At 60.2% G+C, this 13216-nt stretch carries 13 protein-coding genes and 3 pseudogenes; 13 read left to right on the top strand and 3 right to left on the bottom strand.

Features of this window, described 5'->3' with window-relative positions; translation table 11 throughout:
• Window positions 1–230: 230 nt before the first annotated feature.
• Window positions 231–389, top strand: a pseudogene (locus EN808_RS31810) (agmatinase); the annotation flags it as partial.
• Here EN808_RS31810 and EN808_RS31805 read toward each other — a convergent pair.
• Window positions 356–433 (bottom strand): annotated as a pseudogene (locus tag EN808_RS31805) (PhnA domain-containing protein); the annotation flags it as partial. The pseudogenes EN808_RS31810 and EN808_RS31805 overlap by 34 nt on opposite strands.
• 309 nt (window positions 434–742) lie before the next feature.
• Here EN808_RS31805 and EN808_RS31800 point away from each other — a divergent pair.
• Together EN808_RS31800 and EN808_RS31795 are read left to right on the top strand one after the other, a co-directional pair.
• Entirely contained in the window at window positions 743–1015 is a 273-nt protein-coding gene (locus EN808_RS31800; protein ID WP_127280787.1) for a helix-turn-helix transcriptional regulator, read from the top strand.
• 137 nt (window positions 1016–1152) lie between these two features.
• Window positions 1153–1893 (top strand): annotated as a pseudogene (locus EN808_RS31795) (YoaK family protein); the annotation flags it as partial.
• A 76-nt stretch (window positions 1894–1969) separates the two neighbouring features.
• Here EN808_RS31795 and EN808_RS31790 read toward each other — a convergent pair.
• Window positions 1970–2695 carry a fused MFS/spermidine synthase gene (locus EN808_RS31790; protein WP_135917941.1) on the bottom strand — a complete coding sequence of 242 codons (726 nt, stop codon included), beginning with the start codon at window positions 2693–2695 and terminating at the stop codon, window positions 1970–1972.
• A 294-nt stretch (window positions 2696–2989) separates the two neighbouring features.
• Between EN808_RS31790 and EN808_RS31785 the strand changes: the two genes are divergently transcribed.
• The 9 genes from EN808_RS31785 to EN808_RS31745 all read left to right on the top strand — a co-directional run bounded on the left by EN808_RS31785 (window position 2990) and on the right by EN808_RS31745 (window position 11709).
• Complete coding sequence (locus tag EN808_RS31785; protein ID WP_127872387.1) at window positions 2990–3304, top strand: helix-turn-helix transcriptional regulator; 315 nt, start codon at window positions 2990–2992, stop codon at window positions 3302–3304.
• Complete coding sequence (gene hyfB / locus EN808_RS31780) at window positions 3304–5322, top strand: hydrogenase 4 subunit B (protein ID WP_135917983.1); 2019 nt, start codon at window positions 3304–3306, stop codon at window positions 5320–5322. Before EN808_RS31785 ends, hyfB begins: the two co-directional genes overlap by 1 nt.
• Window positions 5313–6269: an NADH-quinone oxidoreductase subunit H gene (locus EN808_RS31775; protein ID WP_135917940.1), complete on the top strand. Its 957-nt coding sequence runs from the start codon at window positions 5313–5315 to the stop codon at window positions 6267–6269. The genes hyfB and EN808_RS31775 overlap by 10 nt, the downstream gene beginning before the upstream one ends.
• The gene (locus EN808_RS31770) at window positions 6269–6931 is read left to right on the top strand and encodes a hydrogenase-4 component E (RefSeq protein ID WP_127872386.1); all 663 of its coding nucleotides are present in this window, start codon (window positions 6269–6271) and stop codon (window positions 6929–6931) included. The genes EN808_RS31775 and EN808_RS31770 overlap by 1 nt, the downstream gene beginning before the upstream one ends.
• Window positions 6928–8379, top strand: a complete 1452-nt coding sequence (locus EN808_RS31765; RefSeq protein WP_135917939.1) for a hydrogenase 4 subunit F — start codon at window positions 6928–6930, stop codon at window positions 8377–8379. The genes EN808_RS31770 and EN808_RS31765 overlap by 4 nt, the downstream gene beginning before the upstream one ends.
• A gap of 10 nt (window positions 8380–8389) precedes the next feature.
• Complete coding sequence (locus EN808_RS31760; RefSeq protein ID WP_135917938.1) at window positions 8390–9907, top strand: NADH-quinone oxidoreductase subunit C; 1518 nt, start codon at window positions 8390–8392, stop codon at window positions 9905–9907.
• A gap of 12 nt (window positions 9908–9919) precedes the next feature.
• Window positions 9920–10459, top strand: coding sequence for an NADH-quinone oxidoreductase subunit B family protein (locus tag EN808_RS31755; protein ID WP_127872384.1), 540 nt, complete (start codon window positions 9920–9922; stop codon window positions 10457–10459).
• Window positions 10460–11051: 592 nt separating this feature from the next.
• Window positions 11052–11342 carry a DUF983 domain-containing protein gene (locus EN808_RS31750; protein WP_189524218.1) on the top strand — a complete coding sequence of 97 codons (291 nt, stop codon included), beginning with the start codon at window positions 11052–11054 and terminating at the stop codon, window positions 11340–11342.
• Window positions 11343–11436: 94 nt separating this feature from the next.
• Window positions 11437–11709, top strand: coding sequence for a helix-turn-helix transcriptional regulator (locus EN808_RS31745; protein WP_135917936.1), 273 nt, complete (start codon window positions 11437–11439; stop codon window positions 11707–11709).
• A gap of 256 nt (window positions 11710–11965) precedes the next feature.
• Here EN808_RS31745 and EN808_RS36565 read toward each other — a convergent pair whose 3' ends face one another.
• Window positions 11966–12115, bottom strand: coding sequence for a hypothetical protein (locus tag EN808_RS36565; protein WP_189522135.1), 150 nt, complete (start codon window positions 12113–12115; stop codon window positions 11966–11968).
• 145 nt (window positions 12116–12260) lie between these two features.
• Here EN808_RS36565 and EN808_RS31740 point away from each other — a divergent pair, with 145 nt between their 5' ends.
• Window positions 12261–13172, top strand: coding sequence for an agmatinase (locus EN808_RS31740; RefSeq protein ID WP_135917935.1), 912 nt, complete (start codon window positions 12261–12263; stop codon window positions 13170–13172).
• Window positions 13173–13216 lie beyond the last annotated feature (44 nt).

The raw sequence follows: 13216 nt of genomic DNA, 5'->3' as shown, positions 1-13216 counted from the left end.
GTCGATCGAGACTATACATCCGTTTTGCGGACCGCCCGCACCCAACATATCACTGTAGATGACGCGGCGGTGCCGCGCGATGCTCTGTTCCTGTATCCGGGTCGGATCAGCGCACCTCCGCCGGTCGCAGGATGCGATGGATCTGGATGCGCTCGATGGAATCCGGCATACAAAGCAACTACCTGCCCCAATCCGTTCATCACGCGTCGGCGGGACTGAAGGCCATCAGAATGACCACTCGATCTTCCTTTCTAGGCTTGCCCGATCGCCTCGCCGATGGCACGGTGCCCCGCGCAGTGATCTTCGGTGCTGGTCACGGCAGCACCTATCCCGGCAAAGACAGCAGCGGTCACGCCTTGACCTTGAGATCCTTAATGAGCGTCACGGAATCTCCGTCACTCAGAGGTGTGCCGTTGCTGTCTTTGACCTTCATGGTTTCACTTCCTGCCTTTGTGCATTCAGCCCGTTGAGGAGATCGGCGAGTTCCTCGGCATCGGGTCGGTTCATTCCAACGATGGTCCGACTCCCCATCTCGGCGGGCCGCCCGGTCCGAGCATCATTGACGGCCCAGGTGCCAGTCGGCTCCTGAAAAGGTTCGTAACGATGAGTCATTGGCACAGGATAGTCGCCAAGGCTCTCCCTGCCAAGATCAAATCATTATTTTTTCGCCCTGTATTGATGTTTTATGCATCAATGATACGATAGAGGATATCATTTCTCATACCAAGACGATGATTCCTCGATGATCACGGCTTCCCAGCTTCGCGCCGCTCGCGCCCTTCTCAACATCGACCAGAAAACCCTGGCGGAAATGGCAGGCGTCTCGCTGCCAACGATCCAACGAATGGAGGCCAGCCAAGGGAATGTGCGAGGCGTTGTCGACAGTTTGATGAAAGTGATCAACGCGCTGAACCGCGCCGGCGTTGAACTTCTCAGCGAACATATGCGCAGCGACGATGGTGGTCGTGGCGTGAGGTTCCGGCATCCGGACACGCTATTGGGCAAGCCGAACTAGACCATACAAAGTGGACCTCCGGCGCCCGCGCAATCACCGTCTTTCGTCTCCTTTTCCTTCCAGAAACACCCAATGAGCCTCTCCCTGCACGTCAACTTGTGGTTCCGCTTTTCCACACGGAAAGGCAGGGTTCGCCCATGATCCTCTATCTGCGTCGGCTTGCCGGGAAGGAACGAAGCGACAGGACCGATCGACATCTCGCCCGTTTCCTGACCTTTATCGCGGGGGCGGCCAATGCTGGAGGATTTCTGGCGGTCCAGCAGTATACGTCCCATATGTCAGGCATCGTTTCGTTGATGGCTGATCACTTGGCGCTCGGCAACGTCGAACTCGCGCTTTCCGGATTCGGAGCCTTGTTGTCGTTTGTCTTAGGTGCGGCCTGTTCAGCGATGCTGATCAATTGGGGGCGACGGCAGCACCTGCAGAGCGAATATGCGTTTCCGCTTGTCCTGGAAGCGATCCTGCTGATCTGTTTCGGCCTTCTCGGCGGCCATCTCGCGCGTCATGAAGCGCTTTTTGTACCAATGACGGTGATGCTGCTTTGCTTCATCATGGGGTTGCAGAACGCCATCATTACAAAGCTATCGGAAGCCAGAATCCGGACGACGCATATCACTGGCCTGGTGACGGACATGGGCATCGAACTCGGCAAGCTGCTTTATTGGAACATCTCAAGAAGTGACTCGGACGAGCTGTTCGTGAAGGCAGATCGAAGAAAGCTGAGACTGCTTGCATCGCTTGTCGCATTGTTCTTTGTCGGCGGTGTCATCGGCGCTGTGGGTTTCAAGCACATTGGCTTTGCAGCGACGCTGTTTCTCGCAGCCATTCTCCTCGTGCTGGCCTCCATGCCAGTCCTGGAAGATATCTCCGTTCGCATGAAGCAACTCTGGCAGTAGCTCAGCGGAGTTTTTGCACCTGCCCGGTCGCACCCCAAGGATTACGCTGTCTGTTGCGCTAGCGCCAAGGCCTGAACACCAATTGGCTGAGGTCATTTGCGATCTCGTCGGCTCCGACCGCCGGCGGTATCAACAATATTGGCTGGACGAGGTCCCGCACCTTACCCGCCATGACGAGCGCGTTGCGATCCGGAATACCGCGCGTGTCGAGCAGTCTCACGTTCTCCCAGATATTACTGAGTTTGGCAGCAACACGATCCGGCATGATGTCAAGGTCGTGTCGAGCATGAACGTTCCCGATCAGAATACCGGACGAGCTGAGACGCGTCTGCGCCAAGCCGAAGAATGTCTCGGCACACAAGTGGTCTGGAATGCGCCTCCCGGAATATGCGTCCAGAACAATCGCATCGTAGCGATGACGGCCGGCGCGCAGAAAATCCCGCCCGTCGGAGATGCAACAGCGAACTCCACGGGGTAGTCCAAAATATTTCTGGGCGATCTGGAAAGCCTTCGGGTTGATGTCGACGATCGTGACACGCACACCAACCCTATCCAGCATCGTCCCCAGGCTGCCGCCGCCACAACCGATCATCAGGACATCGGACGCCTGCGCTTGCGCGAGGAGGCCAAAGATCGCGTGGATATAGGGCACGACGCTGACGCCAGTCGGATCGCACTCACTTTGATAGCAGCCACCTTGGCGATAAATGAACGAACCGGAGTCCTTGGCCCGCAAAACCTCGATGTTGCCGAAATCGGAATGATATTTCGCAACCCGGATCATGACCTTGTCATCACAGCTAAGTTCCTAAGTCCGCTGTGCCGCCGGTTTCACGAACTTTCTTTCTGTCAGCACTCACGCGGAGCCCAGGGATTCCTCCCTCATCGCAGCAGGCTCCGCTTCCAGTTGCAGGGCAACCAATCGGCGAGGCTCAGCGCCTCCCAACTCGTATCTCCCAGTTTTCTACAACTTCGAGACAGATGCGTCACGCATCATTATTTGAATGCGCCGCATTTTAATATATGCTGCAGCGCTTAGAGATAATACGTCAAAGCTGATCGAAAAGGGGATGCGACCGTGATAACTGCTCCACAGTTGCGTGCCGCGAGGGCGCTCCTTGGCATCGACCAGCGTAGGCTTGCCGAATTGTCCGGCCTTTCGGTGCCGACAATCCAGCGCATGGAGGCCAGCGAGTCGATTATCCGGGGCAACGTCGATTCCCTCATGAAGCTGATTGGGGCTCTTGACCTTGCCGGCGTGGAATTGATTGCTGAAGGCGCCTCCAGCCAAATCGGTGGGCGCGGCGTGCGACTGAAAGCAGATTTTGATCCCGCCAAAATTCTGGGCGGGATCGATACGGACGCCAAACTCCCCGTGAGGAGCGTGGCGTGATTTCGAGCGCCGCGGTCCTCCTGTGGGGCGTTGCTGCGCTCTTGGGGACCGCGGTGCTTGCGGTTTCGGAAAGCCGTAGATCTGGCTCGGGAACACGCCTGATCTACGGCTTGACGCTAGGCATATCGGCGGCCGTGCTCCTGGTTCTCGCGAGCCGCATCGCCAATGATCCCGTCACCCCGTCGACTGCCGCGCTGCCTCTTGGGTTGCCATGGATTGGCGCTCATTTCCGCTTGGATGCGCTCTCGACTTTCTTCCTTGCCGTCGTCAATTTCGGCGGCGCCATGGCCAGTCTTTACGGCCTCGGCTACGGCAGGCACGAGTCCGCGCCGCATCGCGTGCTGCCGTTCTTCCCGGCCTTCCTTGCCGCAATGAACCTTGTCGTGATGGCAGACGACGCCTTCACCTTTCTGCTGTCCTGGGAATTCATGTCGCTCGCCTCCTGGGCGCTCGTCATGGCGCACCATCGCGAACAGGACAATGCGCGGGCGGGCTACATCTATCTCGTGATGGCGAGTTTCGGAACGCTCGCACTGCTGCTTGCGTTCGGTCTCCTGTCAGGCCCTGGCGGGAACTACACGTTCGAAGCGATGCGTGCCGCCTCCCCCACCCCGCTCGCCACCGCTTTCGTCCTGGCTCTTATGCTGCTGGGCGCAGGCTCCAAGGCTGGCCTCGTACCGCTGCACGTTTGGCTGCCACTCGCTCACCCGGCCGCGCCGAGCCACGTCTCGGCTCTGATGAGCGGCGTCATGACCAAGGTCGCCGTCTATGGTTTCATACGCGTTATTTTCGACCTCCTCGGCGAGCCGGCATGGTGGTCAGGCGTTGTTGTGCTTTTCCTCGGCGGCCTGACGGCGGCTCTCGGCATCCTCTACGCGCTGATGGAAAAGGACCTGAAGCGGCTGCTTGCCTATAGCACCATTGAAAATGTCGGCGTCATCTTCGTGAGCCTTGGCCTTGCGCTAGCATTCAGGGCGAATGCCATGCCATCGGCCGCGGCGCTGGCGCTCACCGCCGCGCTGTTCCACGTCCTCAACCATTCCTTCTTCAAGAGCCTGCTGTTTTTTGGCGCGGGCGCCGTGCTGACGGCAACCGGTGAGCGTGACATGGAGAAGCTGGGCGGCCTCATCCATCGCATGCCCCTTACAAGTTTTGCCTTTCTCGTCGGCTGCGTCGCGATCTCGGCTCTTCCACCCTTCAACGGGTTCGTCTCCGAATGGCTAGCCTTCCAGGCCATATTGCAGAGCCCCGACCTGCCACAATGGGGACTGAAGGTCATGGTGCCCGCCGTCGGTGGTCTGCTGGCACTCTCGGCGGCGCTGGCCGCGGCCTGCTTCGTGAAGGCGTTCGGGATCACATTCCTCGGCAGGCCGCGCTCGGCCGCGGTGGAACCGGCGCACGAGGTCGACCGCTACTCGCTGACTGCAATGTTCAGCCTCGCGGCCCTGTGTCTGCTTGCCGGCATCGTTCCAGGTCTTGTAATAGACGGCCTATCATCGGTGACTCTCCCGCTGATTGGCAGCCGGATGCCCGTGCAAATGGCGCAGCCCTGGCTGTCGATCGTGCCGATTGCGACAAGCCGCAGTTCCTACAACGGCCTGCTGGTGTTTCTGTTCATTGCGTTTTCAGCATCCGCCGCAGCATATGTCATCCACCGTTTCGCGTCGCATGCAATCCGTCGGGGTCCTGCCTGGGGTTGTGGCTTCGCGGATGTGACCCCAAGCTCGCAATACACGGCCGTCAGCTTCGCACAGCCTATCCGCCGCGTCTTCGGCACGTTCGCTTTCCGTGCGAGGGAAACCGTCGAAATGCCGCCCCCCGGCCAAACCGGTCCGGCTCGCCTCGATGTCGAAATGCATGATGTGATCTGGGAGACGCTGTATCTGCCCATCGGCAAGGCCCTCGACTTTGCGACCGACCACCTGAACCATCTCCAGTTCCTGACGATCAGGCGCTACCTGACCCTCGTCTTTCTCTTTCTCGTTGTCTTGCTCCTGGTGCTCGCACTATGGCCCTGATCCTTGAGTTGGCCGTTCAGGGCGCACAGATGATCCTGGTGCTTTTACTGGCGCCACTCCTGACTGGCTTCGTGCGCAAGGTGAAGGCGAGACTTCTGCGGCGCCAGGGTCCCTCTCTCGTCCAGCCCTATCGCGACCTCCTACGGCTCATGCGCAAGGAGGTCGTCCTGGCGGATAACGCCTCCTGGCTGTTTCGCGTGACGCCCTATCTGATCTTCGCCACGACCTGGGTCGCGGCTGCGCTCATCCCGACATTCGCTACCGGGCTCACCTTCAGTTGGACTGCGGATCTCATAGCCATCGTTGCACTGCTCGGAAGCGCTCGGTTCTTCCTGGCGCTGGCGGGGATGGACGTCGGCACCAGCTTTGGCGGCATAGGTTCGAGCCGCGAGGTCATGATCGCTTCCCTGGCCGAGCCCGCAATGCTTCTGATCGTGTTCAGCCTGGCGCTTGTTGCCGGAGCGACGCAGCTGTCCACGGTCGCCGCCTTCATGGGCTCGCCGCAAGTTGGGCTGCGGGTATCGCTCGGGATGTCCCTCATCGCCCTGGTGATGGTGGCGGTCGCCGAAAACGCCCGCATACCAGTGGACAACCCATCGACCCATCTGGAACTCACCATGGTTCACGAGGCGATGGTGCTGGAATATTCAGGTCGCCATCTGGCGATGATCGAGTTCGCGGCCTTCCTCAAGCTCCTGCTCTATATGTCGCTGATTTGCTGCGTCTTCCTATCTTGGGGACAGGCGACCGCCGAGGCAGGACCGGAATCCCTTGCTCCAGGTGTCGTTGCCTATATCGGCAAGCTTGCCGTCTGCGGCATTCTGCTCGCCGTGTTTGAGACTGCGATCGCCAAGATGCGCGTCTTCCGCGTCCCGGATTTTTTGGGCGCCGCACTCATGCTGGCGCTGCTCGGCACGCTCCTGCTGTTCGTCTCGCGGAGTCTGTGATGAACGGTCTCACCTTCGACATCGCTCATTTGCTCGCCGGCGGCCTGGTGCTGGTCAGCTTCATGATGCTCTATCAGGATCGCCTTTTCGCGCTGATCAACGTCTTTGCGCTGCATGCCGTCGTGCTTGCGCTGTCGGTAGCCTGGCAGGCATACATTCAGGACGCCCATCATCTCTACGTCACCGCGGCGATCGCTCTCGTTTTCAAGGCGATCGTCATTCCCGTCGGGCTTCATCGCATCATCCAGCGGCTCGGTATCCATCGCGACATCGAGACAGCCGTCGGGATCGGTCCGACGATGCTTGCGGGAATAGGCCTGGTGGCCCTGTCCATGGTGTTGATGCTACGCGTCACGCCCGAAGCTGACCCCCTCGCCCGCGAGGACCTGGCCTTCGCGCTGTCCATCATACTGCTGGGCCTTCTGGTGATGGTCACCCGCCGGAATGCCGTGAGCCAGGTTGTCGGATTCATGTCGCTCGAGAACGGTCTGGTCCTTGCCGCCACGGGGGCAAAGGGCATGCCGCTGGTCGTCGAGATAAGTGTCGCCTTCTCGATCCTGATCGCCTTCATCGTCATCGGGGTTTTCCTGTTCCGTATACGCGAGCGGTTCGACTCGGTGGATGTCGGCGCGCTCGACGATTACAGGGGAGAACACCGTTGACCGCGTTATCCCTCGATGCGGTGGCTGCCGTTTTGCTGATACCGGCCAGCGCGGCTGCACTTCTGGCGTCGCTGCCGAACTACCGGATATCGGCGGGCCTCAATGTCGGCGCGAGCTTGCTGACCTTGCTCGCCGCGGTGTCGCTCTTCGTCATGGATCGGCCGCTGCCGGGCCAATACCTGCTCGTCGACGATCTCAATATCGTCTTCATCGTGCTCAACGCATTCGTCGGTTTCACGACGAGCGTCTTCAGCGCCTCCTACATTGCGCACGAGCTCGAGACAGGGCGGCTGACCGTACCAAACTTGCGATTTTATCACGCGATGTACCAGATCATGATGTTCGGCATGAACCTGGCGTTCGTGTCGAACAATATCGGCCTGATGTGGGTGGCGGTGGAGCTTGCCACACTGACCACCGTGCTCATGGTCGGGATCTACCGCACGCACGAAGCGCTGGAAGCCGCCTGGAAATATTTCATTCTGGGAAGCGTCGGCATCGCGCTTGCGCTCTTCGGTACCATCCTCGTCTATATGGCCGCGCAGCCGGTTGTCGGCGAGGGCACGAATGCCATGGTCTGGACGGTGCTCATCGAGCATGCGGCGCACTTCGACCCGGCCTTGCTGAATGTCGCCTTCGTTTTCCTGCTGCTCGGCTACGGTACGAAGGTTGGCCTTGCGCCCTTGCATGCCTGGCTGCCGGATGCGCACGCGGAAGGCCCGACGCCGATTTCCGCGGTGCTGTCAGGCCTGCTGTTGAACGTCGCGCTCTATGCCGTGCTGCGCTTCAAGCTGCTGCTTGCGGCTAGCCCCGAAGCGATCGCGCCTGGGCCATTGATGATCACGATGGGGCTGACGTCGCTTGTTTTCGCGGCCTTCATGCTCTACCGCCGCCGCGACATCAAACGTCTGTTCGCGTACTCTTCGATCGAGCACATGGGCATCATCGTGTTCGCTTTCGGCATGGGTGGCCCGCTCGCCAATTTTGCCGGTCTGCTGCACATGGTCATGCACAGCCTGACCAAGTCGGCGATCTTTTTTACGGTAGGCCACATTGCCCAGGTCAAGGGAACACAGAACATAGCCGAGATCCGGGGGCTGACAGAGACGCATCCGGGGCTTGGCTGGGCGCTCGTCATCGGGGTTGTTGCCATTGCCGGCCTCCCTCCGCTCGGCATCTTCATGAGCGAATTCCTGGTCGTGAGTTCGACATTTGCCAGACACCCCCTCCTGGCGATGCCGTTGGTGTTCGGGATTCCGCTCGCTTTCGGAGCCCTGCTGCTTCGACTGACCGGCGTCGCTTTCGGCGAACCGCGCGGCAGCACCGCACCCGCCGAGGCGTCCTACATACCGATGTATTCCCACTTGGCGCTGGTATTTGCCGCCGGCATCTATCTGCCGCCATCGCTGGTCACATGGTTCCAGCATGTCGCAAGTATCCTGGGATGAGAAAAAAACCATGCCCGAGCTGATCGATCTCATACTTGATGGCCGACGTGTAAAAAAGCATCTCCCCTGGCCACGCGCCGTGGTGACCCCCCAAATATGGAACTTTGCTGTTGAAAAGCTGGTCGTGAGTCACTGGAGCTTGCTCGGTCTTTGGGGTGAGCCAAGCGTCGTCCACATGGCGCTTCTTGATGACAACGCCGGGGACATCGGCGTTGTCAGCCTGAAATGCCCGGACGGCCGCTACCCGTCGGTCGGGCGGCTGCATCCGCCGGCATTGCGTCTCGAACGTGCGGCCGCTGACCTGTTCGGCCTCTTGCCACAAGGCGCGCCTGATACGCGACCGTGGCTTGATCATGGCCACTGGGGTGTCAGCTATCCATTGAATACCCACGTCCGGACGTCTGCTGCAACGGTGTCCCCGTACCCTTTCCTGTCAGCCGAGGGGGAAAGCCTGCATCAGATTCCGGTCGGGCCCGTGCATGCCGGCATCATCGAGCCAGGGCATTTTCGATTTACAGCGAGCGGCGAAACGGTCGTCCGGCTGGAGGAGCGCCTCGGATACACGCACAAGGGCATAGAAGGCTTGATGGCGGGGTCCGATATCGACCGTGCAGCCAAACTGGCGGGCAGGACCTCTGGCGACAGCACCGTGGCGTATTCACTGGCTTTTGCCCGCGCGGTCGAAACGGCGCTGGGTGTCGAGATTCCCTCACGAGCAACCTGGTTGAGAGCGCTCATGGCCGAGCTGGAGCGTCTGGCCAACCATCTGGGCGACATCGGAGCCATTTGCAATGACGCCGCCTTCGCCCTGATGCATGCCCACTGCGGAGTGCTGCGTGAGCGTGTGTTGCGGGCAAGCGATATCGCCTTCGGCCATCGTTTGATGCGCGACCGCATCGTGCCGGGAGGGGTGGCAAGCTTCCTCAGCGATGAGGGGGCGACAGCGGTCAGGTCTCTGATCGCAGAGATCAGGCGGCGGTTTCCCGCACTGGTCGAACTCTACGACAACACGGCGTCGCTCCAGGATCGGACAGTCGCAACTGGCCGGCTGAAGGCGGAGCTTGCTCGACAATATCGTGCTGGAGGGTATGTCGGGCGGGCCTCCGGCCGGGACTTCGATGCCCGCCGCAATGTCGCCTATCCACCCTATGACAAGCTCGCCTTCGATGTGCCTGTCCTCCAGGAGGGCGATGTGAACGCCCGTGTCTGGATTCGTATCCACGAGGTTGAACAGAGCCTATCCCTGGTCGAGCAAATCCTGGCACAACTGCCAGATGGGCCGATCCGTGTCGACTTCGCGCAGACAGGCGGGCCGCATGAAGGCATGGCGCTTGTCGAAGGTTTCCGGGGCGACATTCTGGCCTGGCTGCGCATCGGCAAGGGCGGCTTGGTGGAGCGCTGTCACCTGCGTGATCCGTCGTGGTTTCAATGGCCGCTTCTTGAGGCTGCGATCGAGGGAAACATCGTCGCCGACTTCCCGCTGTGCAACAAATCGTTCAACTGCTCCTATTCCGGCCACGATCTCTGAAGGCAGGTCGTCATGCGCAAGCTTCTCTTCGAAAGCCTGATACGCCCCCCTCTCACCGAGCGTCCACCGGTGGCACGCGAATCGGCAGTCGAGGAATTGGCGCGTGCCCTCAACGGGTCCGCTCGCAAAAGGCTGGGGAGAAGCCTGGCCATTCGGGCTGTCGACGCCGGTTCCTGCAACGGTTGCGAACTCGAGATGCATGCGCTCAACAACGCTTTCTACGACATCGAGCGTTTTGGGATCCGGTTCGTCGCGTCGCCGCGCCATGCCGATGTGCTGCTCGTCACGGGTCCGGTCACAAAAAACATGCGCGAGGCATTGAAGCGGACATACGACGCAACTCCTAATCCCAAATGGGTGGTCGCGCTCGGAGATTGCGCGAAGAACGGCGGCTGTTTCGCCGGCGGCTATGCCGTGATGCGCGGAGTGTCGGAGGCGCTGCCCGTCGACCTGCATATTCCAGGCTGCCCACCGCCGCCCATCGAAATTCTGAAAGGCCTGCTCGCCTTGCTTGAGGGAGTGAGTTCAAAGGCTGGCGTTGCTCGAAGTTGACTATCGATGTGGAGGGCTCTTCCGCCACAAAATGGCATCCCGACTAACCAGGTTTCGATGTGAAAACGGAGCCTTGAACGATCGCAGCGTGAAGCAGAAGCAGGGCAAACTGGTCGACGGGCTGCCGCAGATTGCAAGGGAGCAGGCCGAGATCAGGAAGTGATGAGCGCGCTGGACTGCGTCAGCCAAGCGGGCAGGAACCATCACCCGACGGGCAGCTAGCTTCCGGTGTTCCTCACGGAACCGATGCCCTCCGCCGTGAACTGTCGGCGAAATAGCCGCGGCAGGCTTGAGTGCAACGCTCAGGCGTCCTAGTGGGCCTTACGAGTTGGCCGATCATCTGAAATGACAGTCGGAAGGCGCGCATGGTCAGACAGTGTCCATCTGATGGCGCAGCAGCCCCGCAACCTAACGCTGGACCCGTTCAGCATCATGTCAGACAGTGTATATCTAGGTGTTTTAACCATTGAGTGTCATGTATTATACATTATCATTGATGGACAAAGGAAGCGACAGATTTGCACGGCCGACCCTGCCAGTCGCCCTTTCACGAGGCTTGGTGGGCCGATGCCCTAACTGTGGTCAGGGGAAATTGTATCGCACCTACCTGAAGCAGGTGGAGCGTTGCGCAGTTTGTGGAGAACACTTTGGTGACATAGAATCTGACGATGCGGCGCCTTGGTTCACCATCCTCATTGCGGGCGTCTTTGCAGCCCCCTTGTATTTCTTGTTCCAAGGGCTTCTTCTGTCACACTTCGCCGTCACAATGGTATTGATCTCTCTTATTATTGTAGCGCTGATACTGCTTTTGTTACCACGCATAAAAGGCGCTTTGATCAGCGCGTTCTGGTTTTCGCGGCTTAAAAACGACGAGCCGGGATGATCCCTTTACTGATCACCATTGCCGTCTTTCCATACGCCGTCGCGTTGGTCGATGACTGTTTCAATGCGGAGCAGCGTAGCCTGGAGACCAAAATGTGATTAGCGCTTCGCAGATTCGCGCAGCCCGGGCATTGCTTGGAATCGACCAGAAAAGCCTAGCTGAGCGTGCCGGCATTTCCCTGTCAGCCATCCAACGAATGGAGGCCGGCGAGAGCGATCTACCTGGCGCGTTTGACATGCGGAAGAACGTCGTAATCGCCCTCAGAGCAGCAGGGATCGAGCTGATTGGCGATCATGAGCGCAGTGGCGGCGGAGGCCGAGGCGTGCGCCTGGCGCATCCTGTCGGTCTGGCAGGCCGGATGCATTGATTGCCCCGACGGCGTCGTAAGGACGACACCGATCAATCGGCGAGGTCTCGACCTGAGAAGCAGGAAAGATGAACACGTATCATCCAATGGGCCAATGAAGCGACGATACACAGAACATCAGGAGCCAACTGGTAGCTGGTCGGTCGGTTTGTTCGGGAAGAACCCATTCCTGCCCCTCCACTACACTCGGAACATAGATCTTCACCCGACCTCCTGGCCCTCGTCCGCTCCAGGCAGTGAAGCCCACTAATGCCGCTCACCTCCTGAGGTCTTCGGCCTCGCAGCGGATTTTCGAACACGCCGCCGATACCGGCGCGTCGATCGAGACAATACATCCGTTTTGCGGACCGCCCGCACCCAACATATCACTGTAGATGACGCGGCGGTGCCGCGCGATGCTCTCCATGTGTGTTCCTATATCCGGATCGGATCAGCGCAGCTTCGAGCAGGATGCGATGGATCTGGATGCGCTCGATGGAATCCGGCATACAAAGCAACCACCCTGCTCCAATCCACTCATCATGCGTCGGCGGGACTGAAGGCGATCAGAAATGACCACTCGATCTTCCTTTCTAGGCTTGCCCGATCGCCTCGCCGATGGCACGGCGCCCCGCGCGGTAATCTTCGGAGCTGGTCACGGCAGCACCTATCCCGGCAAAGACAGCAGCGGTCATGCCTTGGCCGCCGAGGCCATCCGCTTTGCGAGCCAGGGTGATGCCGCGCTCGTCGAGCACTGGGATTTCGATCTCGGCGGCCCGCTGTTCGACGGCAGGCCGATCTGCTGCGTCGACGCCGGCGACATCCTGACCATCATGCATGACAATGCTGGCAACCGTGCCCGGATCGAGGCGAAGACGCGCGAGATCCTGTCATCGCCGGCCGTGCCCATCCTGCTCGGCGGCGACGATTCCGTGGTCAGTCCCTTCCTCGCCGGCTTCGCGGATCACGGGCCTGTCTGGATCCTGCAGATCGACGCCCATATCGACTGGCGTGACGAAGTGCATGGCGAGCGCTACGGCTACTCCAGCCCGATGCGCCGGGCGAGCGAGATGGCGCATGTCGCCGGCATGGTGCAGGTCGGATTGCGCAGCGTCGGCAGCGCACGCCTCGCGGAAATCGAAGCGGCGCGGCACTATGGCAGCCGTTTCGTCACCGCCCGCGAGGTTCACGCCCTGGGTGTCGAAGCCGCCCTGCGCCATATTCCGGAAGGCGCGCGGGTCGTCGTCACCTTCGACTGCGACAGTCTCGACCCAGGCATCATGCCTGGCGTGGCCGCGCGTACGCCCGGCGGCCTCACCTATACGCAGATCATCGATCTCATCGCAGGCCTCGGCAAGCGGGCGAGGATCGCCGGATTCGATCTTGTGGAGCTCTATCCGCCAAACGACATTGACGGCCTGTCGGCGCTCATCGCCGCGCGCCTTCTCGTCAATGTGATCGGCGCCGTGGTCCGGCAGGTTTGAAACCCGACCTGAGGTCGAATACGGCTCCGGTCCCCGGCTTGCAG

Origin of the sequence: Mesorhizobium sp. M8A.F.Ca.ET.165.01.1.1 (genome assembly GCF_004792065.1) — a bacterium.
GTDB lineage: Bacteria > Pseudomonadota > Alphaproteobacteria > Rhizobiales > Rhizobiaceae > Mesorhizobium.
This window is presented reverse-complemented; position numbering and strand designations above follow the sequence as displayed.

What these genes read in the sequence shown, in the direction of transcription:
- EN808_RS31755 (WP_127872384.1), top strand. Translation starts at nt 9,920, where the DNA reads ATGCGCAAGCTTCTCTTCGAAAGCCTGATACGCCCCCCTCTCACCGAG.
- EN808_RS31800 (WP_127280787.1), top strand. Translation starts at nt 743, where the DNA reads ATGATCACGGCTTCCCAGCTTCGCGCCGCTCGCGCCCTTCTCAACATC.
- EN808_RS31775 (WP_135917940.1), top strand. Translation starts at nt 5,313, where the DNA reads ATGGCCCTGATCCTTGAGTTGGCCGTTCAGGGCGCACAGATGATCCTG.
- EN808_RS31770 (WP_127872386.1), top strand. Translation starts at nt 6,269, where the DNA reads ATGAACGGTCTCACCTTCGACATCGCTCATTTGCTCGCCGGCGGCCTG.
- EN808_RS36565 (WP_189522135.1), bottom strand. Translation starts at nt 12,115, where the DNA reads ATGGAGAGCATCGCGCGGCACCGCCGCGTCATCTACAGTGATATGTTG.
- EN808_RS31790 (WP_135917941.1), bottom strand. Translation starts at nt 2,695, where the DNA reads ATGATCCGGGTTGCGAAATATCATTCCGATTTCGGCAACATCGAGGTT.
- EN808_RS31760 (WP_135917938.1), top strand. Translation starts at nt 8,390, where the DNA reads ATGCCCGAGCTGATCGATCTCATACTTGATGGCCGACGTGTAAAAAAG.
- EN808_RS31740 (WP_135917935.1), top strand. Translation starts at nt 12,261, where the DNA reads ATGACCACTCGATCTTCCTTTCTAGGCTTGCCCGATCGCCTCGCCGAT.